The 17,587-nt window shown below is 69.9% G+C and carries 20 protein-coding genes; 6 read left to right on the forward strand and 14 right to left on the reverse strand.

Translation table 11 applies throughout. The features are described from left to right. Positions 1-4: 4 nt before the first annotated feature. Entirely contained in the window at positions 5-715 is a 711-nt protein-coding gene (locus ABD120_RS10315; RefSeq protein ID WP_343949531.1) for an ATP-binding cassette domain-containing protein, read from the reverse strand. Beyond that, on the reverse strand, positions 716-1,804 hold the full coding sequence (locus ABD120_RS10320; protein ID WP_343949532.1) for a sugar ABC transporter substrate-binding protein: 1,089 nt from the start codon (positions 1,802-1,804) through the stop codon (positions 716-718). A 142-nt stretch (positions 1,805-1,946) separates the two neighbouring features. On the opposite strand from ABD120_RS10320, the gene ABD120_RS10325 reads away from it, so the two are divergent. The 3 genes from ABD120_RS10325 to ABD120_RS10335 all read left to right on the forward strand — a co-directional run bounded on the left by ABD120_RS10325 (position 1,947) and on the right by ABD120_RS10335 (position 5,497). Then, on the forward strand, positions 1,947-3,068 hold the full coding sequence (locus ABD120_RS10325; protein WP_343949533.1) for an ROK family transcriptional regulator: 1,122 nt from the start codon (positions 1,947-1,949) through the stop codon (positions 3,066-3,068). Between the two features lie 62 nt (positions 3,069-3,130). Next, positions 3,131-4,186: a 3-isopropylmalate dehydrogenase gene (locus tag ABD120_RS10330; protein WP_343949534.1), complete on the forward strand. Its 1,056-nt coding sequence runs from the start codon at positions 3,131-3,133 to the stop codon at positions 4,184-4,186. 213 nt (positions 4,187-4,399) lie between these two features. Then, entirely contained in the window at positions 4,400-5,497 is a 1,098-nt protein-coding gene (locus ABD120_RS10335) for a branched-chain amino acid aminotransferase (RefSeq protein WP_343949535.1), read from the forward strand. A 232-nt stretch (positions 5,498-5,729) separates the two neighbouring features. Here the strand turns inward: ABD120_RS10335 and ABD120_RS10340 are convergent, their stop codons facing one another. Continuing rightward, positions 5,730-6,374: an O-methyltransferase gene (locus ABD120_RS10340; RefSeq protein ID WP_343949536.1), complete on the reverse strand. Its 645-nt coding sequence runs from the start codon at positions 6,372-6,374 to the stop codon at positions 5,730-5,732. A 78-nt stretch (positions 6,375-6,452) separates the two neighbouring features. Continuing rightward, entirely contained in the window at positions 6,453-7,223 is a 771-nt protein-coding gene (locus tag ABD120_RS10345) for a Uma2 family endonuclease (protein WP_343949537.1), read from the reverse strand. Positions 7,224-7,406: 183 nt separating this feature from the next. Here ABD120_RS10345 and ABD120_RS10350 point away from each other — a divergent pair, with 183 nt between their 5' ends. Further along, on the forward strand, positions 7,407-8,006 hold the full coding sequence (locus ABD120_RS10350; RefSeq protein WP_343949538.1) for a DsbA family protein: 600 nt from the start codon (positions 7,407-7,409) through the stop codon (positions 8,004-8,006). Positions 8,007-8,188: 182 nt separating this feature from the next. After that, positions 8,189-9,763 carry a citramalate synthase gene (gene cimA, locus ABD120_RS10355; RefSeq protein WP_343949539.1) on the forward strand — a complete coding sequence of 525 codons (1,575 nt, stop codon included), beginning with the start codon at positions 8,189-8,191 and terminating at the stop codon, positions 9,761-9,763. Positions 9,764-9,848: 85 nt separating this feature from the next. Here the strand turns inward: cimA and ABD120_RS10360 are convergent, their stop codons facing one another. Further along, positions 9,849-11,366, reverse strand: a complete 1,518-nt coding sequence (locus tag ABD120_RS10360; protein WP_343949540.1) for a golvesin C-terminal-like domain-containing protein — start codon at positions 11,364-11,366, stop codon at positions 9,849-9,851. Between the two features lie 131 nt (positions 11,367-11,497). Continuing rightward, positions 11,498-13,117, reverse strand: coding sequence for a heparinase II/III family protein (locus ABD120_RS10365; protein WP_343949541.1), 1,620 nt, complete (start codon positions 13,115-13,117; stop codon positions 11,498-11,500). A 101-nt stretch (positions 13,118-13,218) separates the two neighbouring features. On the opposite strand from ABD120_RS10365, the gene ABD120_RS10370 reads away from it, so the two are divergent. Then, positions 13,219-13,806, forward strand: a complete 588-nt coding sequence (locus tag ABD120_RS10370; RefSeq protein WP_343949542.1) for an HD domain-containing protein — start codon at positions 13,219-13,221, stop codon at positions 13,804-13,806. Positions 13,807-13,813: 7 nt separating this feature from the next. Here ABD120_RS10370 and ABD120_RS10375 read toward each other — a convergent pair whose 3' ends face one another. The 8 genes from ABD120_RS10375 to ABD120_RS10410 all read right to left on the reverse strand — a co-directional run bounded on the left by ABD120_RS10375 (position 13,814) and on the right by ABD120_RS10410 (position 17,492). After that, positions 13,814-14,158, reverse strand: coding sequence for an antibiotic biosynthesis monooxygenase family protein (locus ABD120_RS10375; RefSeq protein ID WP_343949543.1), 345 nt, complete (start codon positions 14,156-14,158; stop codon positions 13,814-13,816). 9 nt (positions 14,159-14,167) lie between these two features. Then, on the reverse strand, positions 14,168-14,722 hold the full coding sequence (locus ABD120_RS10380) for an alkaline shock response membrane anchor protein AmaP (RefSeq protein WP_343949544.1): 555 nt from the start codon (positions 14,720-14,722) through the stop codon (positions 14,168-14,170). Then, positions 14,719-15,279 (reverse strand): DUF6286 domain-containing protein, encoded by a 561-nt coding sequence (locus tag ABD120_RS10385; protein ID WP_343949545.1) that lies wholly within the window; start codon positions 15,277-15,279, stop codon positions 14,719-14,721. Before ABD120_RS10385 ends, ABD120_RS10380 begins: the two co-directional genes overlap by 4 nt. Next, a complete protein-coding gene (locus ABD120_RS10390; protein WP_343949546.1) occupies positions 15,276-15,602 on the reverse strand; it encodes an Asp23/Gls24 family envelope stress response protein in 327 nt (108 codons plus the stop codon). Before ABD120_RS10390 ends, ABD120_RS10385 begins: the two co-directional genes overlap by 4 nt. Further along, positions 15,599-15,787 carry a hypothetical protein gene (locus ABD120_RS10395; RefSeq protein WP_343949547.1) on the reverse strand — a complete coding sequence of 63 codons (189 nt, stop codon included), beginning with the start codon at positions 15,785-15,787 and terminating at the stop codon, positions 15,599-15,601. The genes ABD120_RS10390 and ABD120_RS10395 overlap by 4 nt, the downstream gene beginning before the upstream one ends. Further along, complete coding sequence (locus ABD120_RS10400; RefSeq protein ID WP_343949548.1) at positions 15,787-16,062, reverse strand: Asp23/Gls24 family envelope stress response protein; 276 nt, start codon at positions 16,060-16,062, stop codon at positions 15,787-15,789. The genes ABD120_RS10395 and ABD120_RS10400 overlap by 1 nt, the downstream gene beginning before the upstream one ends. Beyond that, on the reverse strand, positions 16,059-16,514 hold the full coding sequence (locus ABD120_RS10405) for an Asp23/Gls24 family envelope stress response protein (protein WP_343949675.1): 456 nt from the start codon (positions 16,512-16,514) through the stop codon (positions 16,059-16,061). Before ABD120_RS10405 ends, ABD120_RS10400 begins: the two co-directional genes overlap by 4 nt. Before the next feature lie 123 nt (positions 16,515-16,637). Next, positions 16,638-17,492, reverse strand: coding sequence for a TIGR03619 family F420-dependent LLM class oxidoreductase (locus ABD120_RS10410; protein WP_343949549.1), 855 nt, complete (start codon positions 17,490-17,492; stop codon positions 16,638-16,640). Positions 17,493-17,587 lie beyond the last annotated feature (95 nt).

Here is a 17,587-nt window from a genome sequence, read left to right on the forward strand (position 1 = left end):
ATCGTCATGCCGCCGCACCCGTGATCGCGGCGACGATCTGCTCCTGCGTCGTCGTCGCCATGTCGAACTCCCCGGCGTTGCGGCCCAGCCGCAGCACCACGACCCGGTCGCCGACCGCGCGCACGTCGGCCAGGTTGTGCGAGATCACCAGGACGGCCAGCCCGCGTTCGCGCAGGCGCCGGATCAGCGCCAGCACCTGGGCGGTCTGCTCGACGCCGAGCGCCGCCGTCGGCTCGTCGAGGATCACCAGCCGGGGCGAGCCCAGCAGCGCCCGCGCGATGGCGACCGACTGCCGCTGCCCGCCCGACAGCATCGCGACCGGGACCCTGATGTCCCTGATGCGTACGTCGAGCTGGCTCAGCAGCTCACGGGCGGCGCGTTCCATCCGCACGTGCCGCAGGATCCGGCGTTCGGCGCCGAGGTGGAGGTTGGCCACCACGTCGAGGTTCTCGCACAGTGCGAGGTCCTGGTAGACGGTCGCGACGCCGAGCGCCTGGGCGTCGCGCGGACCGGTGACGCGGACGGGGGCGCCGTCCACGCTGATCGTGCCGGCGTCCGGGATCACGACCCCGGCGATGGTCTTGACCAGCGTGGACTTGCCCGCCCCGTTGTCGCCCATGAGCGCGACGACCTCGCCTGGGCGCAGTTCCAGGCTGACGCCGTCGAGCGCCTGGACGGCGCCGTACCTCTTGGTGACGCCGGTGACGGAGATCATTTACTGGATGCCGTTCTTCTCACAGGCGGCCTTGACCTCGGGCACGCAGATCTGCTCGGGCTTGTAGAAGCCGTCCTTCACGATCGTGTCCTTGACCTTGTCCGCGGTGACGGCGATGGGATCGAGCAGGAAGGCGGGGATGTCGGCGGTGCCGTTGCCGACCTTGGCGGGGGCGGTGGGGGCTTGGCCGTTGACGATGGCGACGGCGAGCTCGGCGGCCTGCTCCGCCTCCGCCCTGATGTCCAGATAAATGGTCATGTACTGTTCGCCGGTCAGGATGCGCTGCACGGCCGCGAGCTCGGCGTCCTGGCCGGTGATGGGCGGCAGCGTGGCGTACCCCGCGCGTTTCATGGCCGCGATGGCGCCGCCCGCCATCCCGTCGTTCGCGCTCAGCACGCCCACCACCTTGTCGCGGCCGAGCGCGGTGATGGCCTGCTCCATCTGCTGCTGGGCCTTGTCCGGGCTCCAGTCGGGGGTGTCGAACTCCTTGGTGACAGTGACCTTGCCGTCGAGGACGCTCTTGGCGCCCTTCTTGTAGTCGGCCGAGCTCGGGTCGGTGGGGGAGCCGTGGATCATCACGACCTCGCCCTTGGCCGTGGTGCCCCTGGCGTTCAGCGCCTCCAGCAGGGCCTGGCCCTGCATCTCGCCGACGCGCACGTTGTTGAAGGAGACGTAGTAGGCGTAGTCGATGCCGGAGATCAGCCGGTCGTAGGCGATGACCGGGATCTTCTTCTGCTTGGCCTGGTTGACCAGCGGGGCCACCGCACTCGCGTCGACCGCGTCCAGCACCAAGACGTCCGCGCCCTGGGTGATGGCGGCCTCGACCTGCTGTTGTTGTTTGGCGGCGTCCTGGTCGGCGTTGCTGTACAGGACCTCGCAGACCGCGCACAGCGCCTTCACCTTGGCCTCGAACAGCGGCCGGTCGAACGCCTCGTATCTCGTCGTCTTGGACTCGGGCAGGAACAGCGCGATCTTCTTGCCGGTCTCCTGCGTGGTTGAGGCGGCCGTCCCCTGCCCGGTCCCGCCGCTGCCGCATCCCGCCGCGAGCATCAGCAGGGCGGCGACGGGGACCATCACTCTTCGGTGCACCGCACATCGTCCTCTCGAAGTGCCATCCCCCCGATCAGTTGGTAAGAAAGGTAATTTACTATCAGTCGGTTGGCTAGAGTCTTCCTGGAACGGGGAGGTCATCGTGCGGAACGAGCTGGGGAACCCGCGGCTACTGCGGATCATGAACGAACGGCGTCTGCTCGACCAGCTCCACCGCGACGGGCCCACCTCCCGCGCCGACCTCGCCAAGCTCACCGGCCTGTCCAAACCGACCGTCTCGGCCGCGCTGGCCGGGCTGGAGGAGGACGGCCTGGTCCACCTCGTCGGCGAAGTGTCGGGCCGGCCCGGCCCCGTCACCTCCCTCTACGACGTCAACGCCGGCTCCGCCCACCTGGCGGGCATCGACATCGGCCGCGACTGGATCCGCGTCGCCGTCGCCGACCTCAGGGGAGCCTTCGCCGGCCGTACCGACAGCAGGAACACCGCCCGCACCTCCGCCGAACTCGGCACCCTGGTCGGCGACCTGGCCAGGACCGTCGCCGCCCAGGCCGAGATCTCCTGGGCGTCGGTGCTCTGCGCCGTCGTCGGCTCGCCCGGCGTCTACGTGCCCGGCGAGGGGCGGCTCGACTTCGCGCCCAACCTGCCCGGGCCCGACCTCGCCGTACCCCTGCGGGCCGCGCTCGGCGTCGACCTCGTGATCGAGAACGACATCAACCTCGCGGCCGTCGGCGAGCACGCCTACGGCGAGGGCCGCGACCACGACAGCTTCGCGCTCGTCTCCGTCGGCACCGGTGTCGGCATGGGCATCGTGGTCAACGGCGAGTTGTACGTCGGCGCGCGCGGGGCCGCCGGCGAAGTGTCGTACCTGCCCGTCGCCGACGACGCCGTGCTCCTTGCCGACGCCCGCGTCCACGGGGCCACCGAGGCGGTCACGGCCGCCGAGGGCGTGGTCCGCGCGGCCCGCGCGGCCGGGCTCGACCTGAGCACCGCCAAGGAGGTCTTCACCTCGGCGGCGGGCGGCAACCCGGCGGCGCTGTCGGTGGTCGAGGGGGAGGGGCGCCGCATCGGCGGGCTGCTCGTGGCGGTCGCGGCCGTGCTCGACCCGGAGCTCATCGTGCTGAGCGGGGGAGTGGGGCGCAACCTCGACCTGCTGGGCGGCGCCATCCAGCGCCGCATCGCCGAACTGGGCCCGCTGCGGCCCCGCATCGTGGCCAGCGCCCTGGGCGACAGCGGTGTCCTGCTGGGCGCGGTCGCCCACGCCCGCGCCCGCGCCTGGGAACTCATCTTCGCCGCCCGCAAGTAGGATCGCCGCCCGATAGATGAGATAACGTGCTCGGTAGGCGAGACACCCGGTAAGGTGGCCGCATGGAGTCGCGCAGCATCCGCCTCGCCGTCATTCCCGGCGACGGCATCGGCACAGAGGTCGTCACCGAGGGTCTGAAGGTTCTTGAGGCCGTGGGCCCCAAGTTCGACATCACCCACTACGACCTCGGCGCCGACCGTTACGCCCGCACCGGCGAAGTGCTGCCCGACTCGGTCCTCGCGGAATTGCGCGGCTTCGACGCCATCCTCCTCGGCGCCGTCGGCGACCCCCGCAAGGTGCCGCCCGGCCTCCTGGAGCGCGACCTGCTGTTGCGCGTCCGCTTCGAGTTCGACCACTACGTCAACCTGCGCCCGGTCAAGCTCCTGCCCGGCGTCAAGACCCCGCTCGCCGACACGCCCGCCGAGAACGTCGACATCGTCGTGGTCCGCGAGGGCACCGAGTCCCTCTACGCGGGCACCGGCGGCACCATGCGCAAGGGCACCCCGTACGAGGTCGCCACCCAGGAGTCGATCAACACCGCCTACGGCGTCGAGCGGGTCGTCCGCTACGCCTTCGCCAAGGCGCAGGCGCGCCCGCGCAAGAAGCTCACGCTCGTCCACAAGACCAACGTGCTCACCTTCGCCGGCGACCTGTGGCAGCGCACGTTCGACCGCGTGGCCGAGGAGTACCCCGAGGTCACCACCGACTACGTGCACATCGACGCCGCCACCATCTTCTTCGTCAACCAGCCCGAGCGCTTCGACGTGATCGTCACCGACAACCTCTTCGGCGACATCATCACCGACCTCGGCGCGGCCGTGGCCGGGGGCATCGGCCTGGCCGCCAGCGGCAACATCAACCCCGAGCGCACCACGCCCAGCATGTTCGAGCCGGTGCACGGCAGCGCGCCCGACATCGCCGGGCAGAGCAAGGCCGACCCGACAGCCACCATCCTGTCGGTCGCCATGCTCCTCGACCACGTCGGCCTGGGCGAGCAGGCGGCCCACGTCGAGCAGGCCGTCGCCGCCGACCTCGTCGAGCGCCTGGGCGGGGCCGGTGACCGTACCACTCGGCAGATCGGCGACGACATCGCCGCACGAGTAGCCGGCGGCGCCTGACGCCGGAGGCACCACCCTCACGGCCCCGGGCGCCCTCAGCGCCTCGCGGCCGCCCGGACACCACCGAACGCCTGGTGGCTCGCGAGAGCCACCAGGCGTTTCCTTATTTGGGCTGACCTAACAGTTGTCCAATTGGATGCAGTAAGTTCCCGTTACCCGGTCCGGCGCAGAATGGATGCAGGGTAGTCCTCACGAAAGAGAAGGATCTCTGTCATGACCACCGCTCAGAAGCTCAGCTTCGACGTGCAGCTCACCGACCACGCTCGCACCGCGGCAGAGCGCGAGCAGGTACTGGCGAACCCGCGATTCGGGCAGAGCTTCACCGATCACATGATCTCGATCGACTACACCGAGGGCGCCGGCTGGCACGACGCCCGTCTCGAACCGTACGGTCCGCTCAGCCTCGACCCGGCCACGTCGGTCTTCCACTACGCGCAGGAACTCTTCGAGGGCCTGAAGGCGTATCGGCACGCGGGCGGCACCATCGTCACCTTCCGCCCGTACGCGAACGCCGCCCGCTTCAACCACTCCTGTGTGCGTATGGCCATGCCGGAGCTGCCCGAGGAGACGTTCGTCGAGTCGATCGAACGGCTCGTCCAGACCGACCGGGACTGGGTGCCGACCACCGAGGGCCACAGTCTCTACCTGCGCCCCTTCATCATCGCCACCCAGGTCGGCCTCGGCGTCAACTACCCGTCGAAGACCTACCGCTACATGGTCATCGCCTCGCCCGCCGGCCCCTACTTCACCGGTGGCGTCAAGCCGGTCAGCGTGTGGCTGTCCACCGACTACACGCGCGCCGCCCCCGGCGGCACCGGCGCCGCCAAGTGCGGCGGCAACTACGCCGCCGCCTTCGTCGCCCAGCGCGAGGCCGTCGAGCAGGGCTGCGACCAGGTCGTCTGGCTCGACTCCGCCGAACACAGGTACGTCGAGGAGATGGGCGGGATGAACCTGTTCTTCGTCTTCGGCGACCGCCTCCTCACCCCCGCCCTCACCGGGACCCTGCTGCCCGGCATCACCCGCGACTCCCTCCTCACCCTCGCCGCCGACCTCGGACTCAAGGCGGAGGAGGGCCGGTTGTCGATCGAGGAGTGGCAGGCGGGCTGCGAGTCCGGCGAGCTGACCGAGGTCTTCGCCTGCGGCACGGCGGCGGTCATCACGCCGGTGGGCTCGGTCAAGGGCCGCGACCGCGCCTGGACGATCGGCGACGGCACCCCCGGCGCCGTCACGACCCGCCTGCGTGAGGAACTCGTCGGCATCCAGTACGGCACCCGCCCCGACCCCCACAGCTGGATCCACAAGATCGGCTGATGCCCACCCGTCGTCTCCCGGGCTCGATCGGCCCGGGAGACAGGCTGCGTCCGTCGGTCTCCGCCATGATGAGCCGTTCAGCGGCCTCCGTGACAATGAGGCCGTTCGGTGTGCGTCGCCCCGATCAGCGAGGGGATGACCGCAGCCGTGCGCCGGGCGGTACGGGGTCCGGGGCCGCTGGGAGCCGGGACGCCGGCGGCGGCCCTCGGCGGGCTGCTGCGGCCGTCTCGGGTCAGGACTTGCGGATGAGGGTGAGGCCGTCGGCGACCGGGAGAATGGTGGTGGTGACACGAGGGTCCTCGGCCACGAGGTCGTTGAACTCCCTGATCGTCCGCGTCGTCTCGTCGTCGTGGGCCGGGTCGGCGACCCGGCCGCTCCACAACGTGTTGTCCACCAGGATCAGTCCGCCCGGCCGGAGCCTGTCCATGAGGATCTCGTAGTAGGCGGGGTAGTTCTGCTTGTCGGCGTCGATGAAGGCCAGATCGACGGGGCCGTCGAGAGCGCGCAGGGTCTCGGTCGCGGGGCCGAGCGTGAGGGTGATCCGGTGGGCTATGCCCGCCTTGTCCCAGTAGCGGCGGGCGATGGACGTCCACTCCTCGCTGACGTCGAAGCAGTGCAGGTGCCCGCCGGACAGGCCGCGTGCGATCGACAGCGACGAGTACCCGGTGAACGTGCCCACCTCCACCGCGACCTGCGGATCGACCAACTGGGTGAGCATCGTGAGGAACCGGCCCTGGCCGGGCGAGATCTGCATCCGGGCCGAGTCGCCCGTGCTGCTTGAGGTCTCCAGCGCGAGATCCTCAAGGAGCGGGTCGGGCCCGGTGGTGTGGTCGGCGATGTAACGCGCCAGCCGCGGGTCGAGTGCGAAGTCTTTCATGCAGGCATTGTCGTCACTTACCCCCGCGCGACGTCGGATGCCGCGCAGGACGGGAACAGCATGTCATCGGGGACGGCCTCAGGAGACCGGTACGGGTTCCTCTCCGGCCGGGGCCTGATCCCCGGCCGAGGGGGCAGAGTCGGTGGGCTCCGGTTCCTCCGCCACGGCCGCTGTGGTCGCGGGCTCCGGCGAGGGCGCCGCCGGGGCGTCGAGCAGTGCGCCGGTGTCGAGGACGATGCCCCAGGGGTCGGGAAGCTTCAATTCCGTGCCGAGGCTGACGATGTTGTGTCCTTCGTAACCGTCTTCGCCGGGAATCGTGTAGAGATGGGCACGTCTCTCAAGGGGGTCGATGCAGAGGAATGCCGGAACCCCCGCCCTCCCGTATGCCAGCGGCTTGATGAGGTGGTCATCGTTGACGCTACTCGGCGAGACGACCTCGACGACGAGGATCGTGTCTTCGGCGTAGACCGCGTCCTCGCCCCACATGCGGGGATGTGGCGGGGCAACGGTCAGATCGGGGATGTAGCGATCAGCCTGCGGGCCGAGAAACAGCAGGGTGTTGGTAGCCAGTTCCCAGCCCTCTTCGACGGTGATCGTGATGATCTGCTTCAGCAGCCGTGAAACGATCTTGTTGTGATCCCAGGTTGGCACCTCGTTCACCACGATCCGGCCGTTGACGACCTCGACCCGGAGGTCGGGGAACAGCGCACATGCCGCTCGATAGCGGTCAAGCAGTGAGGGCTTGAGCTCGGGCACGCGCTCTGGCTCCGGCGCGGGAGTGGGGGCGAACTTGGGGTCGGGTGCGGGCGCACGCTTCGGTTTGGTCTGGCGGCCCAGGACTTTGGCCATGCCTTCATCATCTCTTCCAGCGAGAGAAACGCAAAGTGTTTGAGGCGCGACTCAAAGTAGTGCCTTCGCTCAAGATTCGCTCAGAGTTTCGTAAAAATCATGCGCGTCAAATGTTGGGTAAAGTCCGTTGTGATGAATAAGAGGCATGTGGCGGCAATCGTGGTGGCCTGTATGGTCATAGGCGTGTTCGGGGCCATCGCCGTCGCCGGCACCGGCGGCACCACGCAGGGCTCCTACCAGGTCACCCGCCAGCCGGACGGCTCGATGATGCTCGCCGCCCCCGGCACCTCCGCGCCCGTCCTCCAGGTGTACGAGGACTACGACTGCCCGGTGTGCAAACGCCTCCACGACACCGTGGACGCCACTCTCCTGCGCCTGGCGAAGGAGGGCAGGGTCAGAGTCGTCTACCACCCGGTGACGATCTTCCAGGACGAGCCGATGCGCTCCAACAGCGTCCGCGCGGCCGCCGCCGCCCGCTGTGTGCCCCCGGCGAACTGGCTGGCCTTCCGCGACGCGCTGTACGCCATCCAGCCCGAGCCGCACGGCACGGCCACCGGCTTCACCGACGCCGAACTGATCGCCGCCGCGCGCAAGGCGGGCGCGTCGGTGGACGCGTGCGTCACCGACCAGACGTACGTCAAGCAGCACCTCGCCGAGAACGTGGGCAGTCGCCTCCAGGGCACCCCGACGGTGCTGTTCAACGGCCAGATGCTGGGCGACGAGGTGTTCGACGCCGAGGCGCTGGAGAAGCTCGTCACCGGCGGTACGGGCATCGCGGTCTGAGGGGAATATCCCAGAACGTGAGATCAATGTGCCAGATGGTGAGTCCGTATGGCAGACTCGTGAGCACCATGTTCTACGGTCTGCTCATTATCGGCAGGCGCGCTGGCTGACAAAGGACACCGCCAGCGCGCAGACCTCTCACGTCCGTGAGGGGTCTTTTTCTTTTCCACAGGAGACCTCAGATGGCCGACGACCGCTTCCACGTCTACGACACGACGCTGCGTGACGGCGCCCAGCAAGAAGGCCTGAACCTCACGGTGGCCGACAAGCTCGCCGTCGCCCGTCATCTGGACGGCCTGGGCGTCGGTTTCATCGAAGGGGGCTGGCCGGGCGCCAACCCCAAGGACACCGAGTTCTTCAGGCGGGCTCGAACAGAGCTCGACCTGAAGCACGCGCAGCTTGCCGCGTTCGGCGCGACCCGCCGGGCCGGTATGAAGGCAGCCGACGACCCATTGGTGGCCGCACTGCGCGAATCCGGCGCGCCGGTCGTGACCCTTGTCGCCAAGAGTCACGACCGGCACGTGGAGCTGGCCCTCCGCACGACCCTTGATGAGAACCTCGCGATGATCCGCGACACGGTCTCCCATCTCAAAGCGGAGGGCCAGCGGGTCTTCCTGGACGCCGAGCACTTCTTCGACGGCTACCTGTCCAATCCAGCCTACGCGCTCGAAGTGCTGAGGACGGCGGCCGAAGCGGGCGCCGACGTCGTCGCCCTGTGCGACACCAACGGCGGCATGCTCCCCGACGAACTGGCCGACGTCGTCCACGCGGCCGTGCAGACCAGCGCCAGGGTCGGCATCCACTGCCACGACGACACCGGCTGCGCGGTCGCCAACACGCTGGCCGCCGTCAAGGCGGGCGCCACGCACGTCCAGGGCTGCGCCAACGGGTACGGCGAGCGCTCCGGCAACGCCAACCTGTTCACGGTGGTCGCCAACCTGCAGCTCAAGCGGGGCTTCGACCTCGTGCCCCCGGAGGCGCTGGCCGACATGACCCGCATCGCGCACGCGATCACCGAGGTCACGAACGTCACGCCCAACTCGCACGCGCCGTACGTCGGTATGAGCGCCTTCGCGCACAAGGCGGGCCTGCACGCCAGCGCGATCAAGGTGGACCCCAACCTCTACCAGCACATCGACCCCGCCCAGGTGGGCAACGACATGCGGATGCTGGTCTCCGACATGGCGGGCCGGGCCAGCGTCGAGCTGAAGGGCCGCGAGCTCGGCTACCAGCTCACCCCGGAGAACTCCAAGCTGCTCGTCGAGCGGGTCAAGGACCTGGAGTCCAAGGGCTACACCTTCGAGGCCGCGGACGCCTCCTTCGAACTGCTGCTGCGCGACACCGTCCAGGGCGAGCGCAGGCGGCACTTCGAGGTGGAGTCCTGGCGGGTGATCGTCGAGCGGACCAAGGGCGGCGAACTGGTCAGCGAGGCCACGGTCAAGCTCCACGCCAAGGGCGAGCGCATCGTCGCCACCGGCGAGGGCAACGGCCCGGTCAACGCCCTGGACAGGGCTGTACGCCACGGGCTGGAGAAGCTCTACCCCGAACTGGCGGCGGTCGAGCTGATCGACTTCAAGGTCCGTATCCTGGAGGGCACCCACGGCACCGACGCCGTCACCCGCGTGCTGATCACCACCAGCGACGCCACGGGCGAGTGGGCCACGGTCGGCGTCGACGAGAACATCATCGAAGCCTCCTGGCAGGCCCTGGAGCAGGCCGTCACCTACGGCCTCCTACGCGCGGGCCGCGACCTCTGAGCGTGGATCCGGCCGGTACGGCGCCGTACCGGCCGGATGAAGGCGAGGTACGGCGGGGTGCCGTACCGGCCGGGTGACGAGTGGACTACCTGCTGATCCGGACGGCGTCGGCCACGACGAGCCCGGTGCCGCCGGTCCAGCGGCTCACGCCGACCACGTCCTGGTCGCCCGCGTTGAGTGAGAACGTGCCGAGGCTGTGCCAGCCGCCTCCGCCGGAGCGCTGGTCCACGTAGACGGTCTGGTTGCCGCCGGAGGCGGCCACGATGTACGGCGCCGAGCTGTTGTAGCCGGCCAGCGCCGGATACCAGACTTCCACCTTGTACGTCCCCGCGCTGGGGATGTTCGCCTTGTACCACGCCACGTCGCTGGAGGCGACGGGCTCGGCGAAGCGGTAGTCGGCGCCGTAGCGCTGGGCGGAGTAGGTGGAGGTGCCCCAGTTCGCGCTGGCCGTGAAGCGCCCGCCGGTGCCGTTGTCCACGATGGTGGACCAGGTGGTGCCGCCTCCGCCGGTGACGTACTGCATGTACTTGTTCCAGTCCCAGTGCCGGCCGGGGTCGGTGTGGGTGGCACCGGGCACCTCGTTGTGCCCGATGATGTTGGCGCGCGTCTTGGCGATGCCGTACTTGTTGCACAGGTACGCCGTGAGCGCGGCCGACGAGCGGTACATCGCGTCGGTGAACCACGACGCCTGGTCGACCCAGCCCTCGTGCTCGATGCCGATGGAGCGGGTGTTGTAGTTCCAGTTGCCCGCGTGCCAGGCGACGTCCTTGTCGCGGACCATCTGTGTCACGGCCCCGTCCGAGGAGCGGATGACGTAGTGGGCGGAGACGTTGGCGGAGGGGTTCTGGAACCAGGAGATGGTGCCCGCGTACGACCCCTGGGTGACGTGGACGATCACCTTGTCGATGTTGTAGCTGGTCTCGCGGCTGGAGGCCGTGTAGTTGCCGGAGTTCGCGGCGACCCAGGCGGCGGGCGGGTAGTCGGGGCTGAGGGCGGCCATGGCGGTGAGATCCTGTGCTTCGGCGTAGGAGCCGCGCTCGGCTTCGGCGGGCTGAGCCGGTACGGTCACCCGCTCGCCGCCCGCGTCGCCGGCCAGGCCCTTGTTGAGCATGTCGTAGACGGTGTCGGCGTACAGCCGGGCGACGGAGGGGTCGGCGGCGTTGCTGTACTTGGCGACGACGGGGTACCACTTGCCGATCGCCGCGCCCTTGTCGAGGCCGAGTTCGTCGGCGTAGGCGCGCAGGACGGCGGCGCCGCCCCTGATGTTGGCGGCGGTGTCGTGCCGCAGGGTCCGCTTGGACAGGCCGGTGAGGTCGGCGGCCTTCTCCAGCACCTTGGCGGTCGGGTTGCTGACCAGGTGCATCACGCCGTAGCCGCCGCTGGCGCTGGGCTCGCCGGCGTGCCCGTCGAACCGGGTCTCCGAGTAGGAGACGGCGACGAGCAGGTCGCGGGGCACCTGGTACGTCTCGGCCGCCTGGGCGAAGGCGTCGGTAAGGGGGGTCTCGGCGGTCCGGGTGGCGTGCGCGGCGGGTGTGACGAGGGCGAGCGCGGTGAACGCGCTCGCGATGAGAAGCGGTAATCGGGGGATTCGTGATGCCCTCATGACCGCAACGTACGACTTAACGTGACTGATGTCGATAATTGACATTAATCAGGCTTTGGTTGAAGATTTCCGTCTTGCGGGCGCCGGATGGCACGTCGCCTCAGGTCGCCGGGTGGCCCGAGCACCTCAGGTCAGAACGCCACCGACACGCCGTTCACCTTGATCTTCCCGCCCGAGCAGGACACCTCGGGCGAGTCGGTCTCCGGCACGATCACCGTGACCAGCTCCTTCGCGGTCGGCGAGACCACCAGGTTGGTCGGCTGCTTCGACAGGTACGTCGGCGACACCCACCCCCGCCTGCCGCCCCGCTCGACCTTCTGCCCGCCGATCGGCTTGCACCCGGACAACTGCACCAGCGTCACCCGGAACTTCCCGTCGCCCAGCACCACGCGCCCACCCTGGTTGGAGATCACCCGCAACGACGGGTCGAACCGCCACAGACTGCGCACCTCGCGCCCGCCACCGGCGGTGTCGCGCACCGCCATCACATCCTCGCCGTGGTTGACGAACAGCGCCCTGGTACGGCTGACGCCGTAGGCCCGGTCCGTCGCATGGAAGGTCTGCCGCCCCTTGGCGTACTTCTTCTTCGACAGCTTGGTCGCGGTACGCGGCCGGAAGCGCTCGCCCACCACGATCGGGATGTTGTGCGCCTCGGGCGACATCGTCCAGTAGCGGTAGGCGCTCTTCTCGTAGGAGTGGAACCCCGTGTCGACCAGGATGTCGCGCCCGCTCGCGTAATAGGTGAGGCCCAGGTGGTCCTCGTGCCCGTGGAACTTGGTGCCCGGCCCGAACCGCATGGAGTAGTACGCGGCCTCCTTGGTCCAGTCGGTCCGGCCGTAGACGTAGCCCGCGTTGTAGACCTTGACCGTCTCCTTCGGGGTGCCCGTCTCCATCCTCGGCTCGGTCTCGGCGCTGCCGTCGCCGATCGGCACCATGTACCCGCTGGGCTCGGTGGAATGGGCGACGAAGGACTTCATCGCCTCGGCCCGCCGGGAGATCTCGCCCGGCACCTTGCGCCCGCACTCGCGCATGTTGGTCATGGCCACCTGGAGCCTGCCGTACACGTAGACGGCGTAGCGCGGCGCCTGCTCCATGAGCGCGCCCTGCGAGTCGACGTCCAGCTTGACCGTGCCGGTCAGCCGCCGCGTCGCCAGGGACGTCCAGTCGCGGCGGTCGAGGCGGCAGCCGATCGCCATCAGCGCGATGTCCTGGTCGATGCCGTGGTTGTGGCCCTTCTTGTACAGGGCCGGGTCGGACAGCAGCTTGGCGTGGTCGTTCAGGCTGCCCCTCAGCCAGCCGTCCTTGACGTGCATGCTGAGACACACCAGCGCCTGCGTGCGCAGGGAGGTGGGGTGGTCCTTCCAGACGTACGGCCGGGTGCCGCGCCCGCCCTGCGGGTTGCTGGCCACCCAGTCCCGCGTGATCTCCTCGGCGCGCTTGAGATAGCGGTCCTCGCCGGTGTTCTCGTAGGCGACGACCAGGGTGCCGACCCAGCGCAGCGAGTGGAAGACGAACTCCCACGACCGGTTGCGGTACGGGCTCGCCGCCCAGTCGATCTTCTTGCCCAGCTTGTGGGCGGGCTGCCCGACGAGCGAGATCTCGCCCCTCATGACGTCGTCGGCCGTCGGCGTGCCCGGGATCCAGTCGCCCTGGCACTGCGCGGTGCGTTTGACCTTGTCGGCCGCCTGCGCGGGGAGCCCGATCCCGGTGGTGGCGAGCATGAGGGCGAGAGGGATCGCGAGGCGGCGCACGCCGGTTTCCTTCCAGAGGGACGAACGGGGGCGGATCATGCTTTCGGACCCCTGTCGGCCGGTCAAGTCGGGTGCGGGATTGTTATGGGAGGCTTGCCGCCATGCGCGTTGACGTCCCCGACACCCCCGCCTGCCGCCGCTCCTACGAGATCGCGGCGGAGTACCACTCGCCCTCGCTGCTCAACCACTCCGTGCGCGCCTACCTGTTCGCGGCGGCGTACGCGGACGAGCGCGGCATCGCCTTCGACGCCGAACTCCTGTACGTCGCCGCGATGCTGCACGACCTCGGCCTGACCAGGGAGTTCGACAACCACAGCCTCGGTTACGAGACGGCGGCCGGGCACGTGGCCTGGGCCTTCGCCGCCGGCGCCGGTTGGCCCGTGGCGCGCAGGGAGCGGGTGGCCGAGGTGATCGTCCGCCACATGTGGGCCGAGGTGGACCTCGCCGAGGACCCGGAGGGTCACCTGCTGGAGCTGTCCACCGCCATGGACATCTCCGGCCGGTCCACCGACCTGATCCCGCCCGCCGTCCGTGAGGAGACCCTCGCCCGTTACCCGCGCCTGGACCTCGCGGCCGAGTTCACCGCGTGCGTGCTCGACCAGGGCGCGCGCAAGCCGGACAGCTTCGCGGCCGGGTTCGTCCGGTCGGGCATCGCCGACCGGATCGCCGCGAACCCGCTGAACGCCTAGACCGCGCCTAGATCTGGGGGCCCGCGCTCTGGACGACCTCGAAGGACCACAGCGAGGAGTCGGTCGCCGCGGGCCCCTGGCCGTGGCCATGACCGGGGGCGCCCTGCTGGGCCGCCGCCTGGGCGTGGCCGCGCTGGAACGCCTGGCTCTGCTGCCAGTTCTGGAAGTCCTCCTCGCTGCGCCAGCGGGTGTAGACGAGGTACTGGTCGGTGCCCTCCACCGGACGCAGCAACTCGAACCACTCGAAACCATCTGAAGACTCCACCATCCCGGCCCGGTTGGCGAAGCGCGTCTCCAGCGCCGCCCGCATCTCGGCGGGAACGGTCAGCACGTTGATCTTCACAATGGACATGCCGCCAGCCTACGGCGCGACCTGCCCGGGGCGCAGTGTGACCCTCGCGACCGCCGGCACCCGGTCGGTCTCCAGCGCGTCGCGCACATGCGGGATCGCGACCCCGCTCAGTTGCCGCCTGATCTCGCTCATCGGCGTCCGCTCGTCGGCCACCAGGCGCAGCCGTACCGTCGGATGACGGGGCGAACCACCCAGGTCGGCGCTGGCCCCGAGTACGGCGGGGCTCGCGGCCACCTCCGCCGCGACGGCCTGCGCGACGCCGCCCGCCGCGACCTCCGTGCCGCCGCCCGGCCCGTGCCCCAGCCGCAGCGTGCTCAGCCTGGTGCTGCGTCCCTGGGCGTACAGCCAGCACAGCGCCAGCAGCGCCAGGACGATCGCCGCCGCCGCGACCACCCACCAGATCCACGGCGCGAAGCGGTGGAACACCTCGCGCACCGGACCGTTCACCAGCGGCTCGTGTGCGGGCGCGAACTCCTGAGGCAGCGCGCCCAGCCCCCTCACCAGCGTGAATCCGCCGAGCGCCAGCAGCGCCAGGCCGACCACCGCGAGCCAGAACCGGTTCACCGCAGCTCCCTCAGTCTGACCAGCACCTGGTACGGCTCGACCGGGCCGATGTCGGCCAGCCGCCGGTTGACGGCCTCCTCGACGGCCGCGCCGGTGTTCTCGTCGTCCCAGCCGGAGGTGGTCGCGGTGACGGTGACCGTACGGGCGCGTAGTCTCGCCTCCGCCGCGCGTACGCCGGGCACCTCGGAGGCGGCGTGCGCGAGAGCGTCCGCGACGCTCTTGGGGCGCATCCCGATGATCAGCCCCGGATCGCCCGTCGTCACCGGGACCAGCCGGGGACGCCCCGGTTTGACCGCCAGCACCAGCAGGAACAGCCCCGCCAGCGCGATCACGGCCGCGCCCAGCAGCACGGGCGGGCTCTGCCACGACGTCGCCGACGCCCAGTCGAGCATGCGGCCGACCGGCAGCCAGCCGAGCGGGCGGCCGGCCAGCGAGGAGATCACCTGTCCCGCCACCAGCACTCCCAGCAGCAGGAGCAGCAGCGCCACGATCGTCGCGGGGACCGTCCGGCGCGGGCGGAACTCCCGTACCGCAGCCCGGTCGGCCGCGCTCCTCACGTCTCCGCCCCGCGCAACGCCGTGATCACCACGTCCACGTACGCCACCTGGAGCCCGGTCAGCGCGCTCACCCGCTCGGCGACCTGCTCGCGGATGCGGGCGGCGGTCGCGCGCAGCGGCACCGGGTAGGCGGTGGTCACGAACAGCCTGATGCCTACCAGGTCGTGCTCCACGCGCGCGCCCGAGGTGTGCGTCCACGGCAGGCCGTCGCCCTCGCGCAGTTCCACGACCTCGGGCAGTTCGCGCGCCACCCGGCACACGATGCGGGTCGCGGCCCGGTCCGTGACGGCGGTACGGCCCCGCAACTCGGCCAGCGCCGTCATCTCTTCCTCAGCGTCACGTGCGCGAGGTTCACCTCGCCGCCCTCCGCGACGCGGCCCACCACGAAGCCGATCGCGCCGAGCACCAGCACGAGCAGGAACGCCCCGAAGCCGCCGAACGCCCAGGCCAGCCCGAGCACGATGCCGACCGTCATGCCGACCAGCGTCAGCGGTGGGTTGGTGGTCATCAGCTCTCCTCCAGATCCACGTCGTCGATCCTGATGTCGACCAGGCGCTCGCCGGTCAGCTCGGCCACGGCGTGCCGGATCTCCTCGGCCAGCGCGGGCAGCGGGCGGCCGCCGCGCGCCACGATCGCGATCTCGACCTCGTGCTCGCGGACGGCCACGCCCACGAGCCGGTCGCCGGGCAGGTAGGTGGAGACGGTGCCGAACGGCCCGCCGGACAGCGCGGCCACCCCCGGGCACTCGCGCACCTTGCGCGCGATGGCCTGGGCGTCCGTCATTGGACCCGGGGTTCCTTCTCGGTGGCGGCGCCGCCGTCGTCCCGCTTCTGGCCGGGCAGGTGGACGTCGTCCACCTTGATGTTGACCTCGGTGACCTCCAGGCCGCACATGCGCTCGACGGCGCTGATCACGTTCTTGCGCACGGCGCCGGCGAGGTCGGGGATGGCGGTGCCGTACTCGACGACCAGCTCCAGGTCGACGGCGGCCTGCCGTTCGCCGACCTCCACCGACACCCCCTGGTCGATGTTCTTGTCGGCGCCGACGATGCCTCTCACGGTGCCGAGCGCCCGCGCGGCGCCCGCCCCCATGTCGTAGACGCCGGACACCTCCCGCGCGGCCAGGCCCGCGATCTTCGCGACCACCCCGTCGTCGATGGTGGTGGTCCCCATGTCGCTGCTGAGCGCCCCGTCCTGGGCCCGTGTCCTGGGTACGGTCCCCGTGTCCTTGACCATCGTGTCCGCCACGACCGTCACCCCCGGTAGTCGGTGTCACACTCCATAGACTCAATAACCGTCAAACACCAGAAAATGCGTACCGATCACTATAAATGGACAAATCCTGACTTTCGGTGGGCGTCAGCGCAGCCCGAAACGATCGGCGAAGGCGGTCAGCTCCCTGCGCTGCTCGTCCGGCTCGGTGGCTCCGGCGTTGACCACGACGCGGGTCACCCCCTGCGCGGCCATCGCCTCCACCCGGTCGACGGACATGTCGATCGACCCGAAGCGCGTGTACTCCAGCAGATCGGGGTCGCGTCCCGCCTCGGCCGCGCTCTCGCGGACCAGTTCCCACTGCAGGGCCCGCTCGTCCGGGAGGAGGGCGCCGCCGGGGAAGAAACCGTCTCCGCGCCGCCCGGCGCGGCGGGCGGCCGCGCGGCTCGATCCGCCCACGTGGATGGGCAGGCTGGTGGCCTCGTACGGTTTCGGGAAGCTCACCAGGTTCTCGAAGGAGAAGAACTCCCCGGAGAAGCCGACGCCTTCCTCGCCGCCCGCCCACAGCAGGCGCAGCACATCGATCGCCTCGTCGGCGCGGCGGCCTCGGGTGGCGAAGTCGACACCGACCGCGGCGGCCTCGCCGGGCAGGCTGCCGACGCCGACCGTGAGCACGCGCATCCTGCCCTTGGACAGGATGTCCACGGTGGCCAGGCGCTTGGCGAGGATCACCGGGTGGTGGTAGGGCACCAGCAGTACCCCGGTGCCGAGCAGGATCCGCTCGGTCGCCGAGGCGACGAAGGCCAGGCAGTCGAGGGGGTCCAGGTACGGCAGCGACGGCGGCATCTCGTACGGCCCGATCGTCGCACCCGGGTAGAGCGCGATGTGCTCGGGCAGGTGGAACGAATCGAAACCGCACTCCTCGGCGAGCCGGGCGAAGGCCGCCATCCTGTCGGGGGAGGTCCCGTAGTAGGGCGTGTTGTAGCTGATACCGAACCTCATCGCCGAGCCTTCCGTCCACGCGCCTGACATGTCATGACATGGGCGCCAACATCGGGAAAGCCGGATTCCCTTCCCGGTGACCGAAGAAGGGGAGG

Origin of the sequence: Nonomuraea longicatena, from assembly GCF_039525605.1 — a bacterium.
Taxonomy (GTDB): domain Bacteria; phylum Actinomycetota; class Actinomycetes; order Streptosporangiales; family Streptosporangiaceae; genus Nonomuraea; species Nonomuraea longicatena.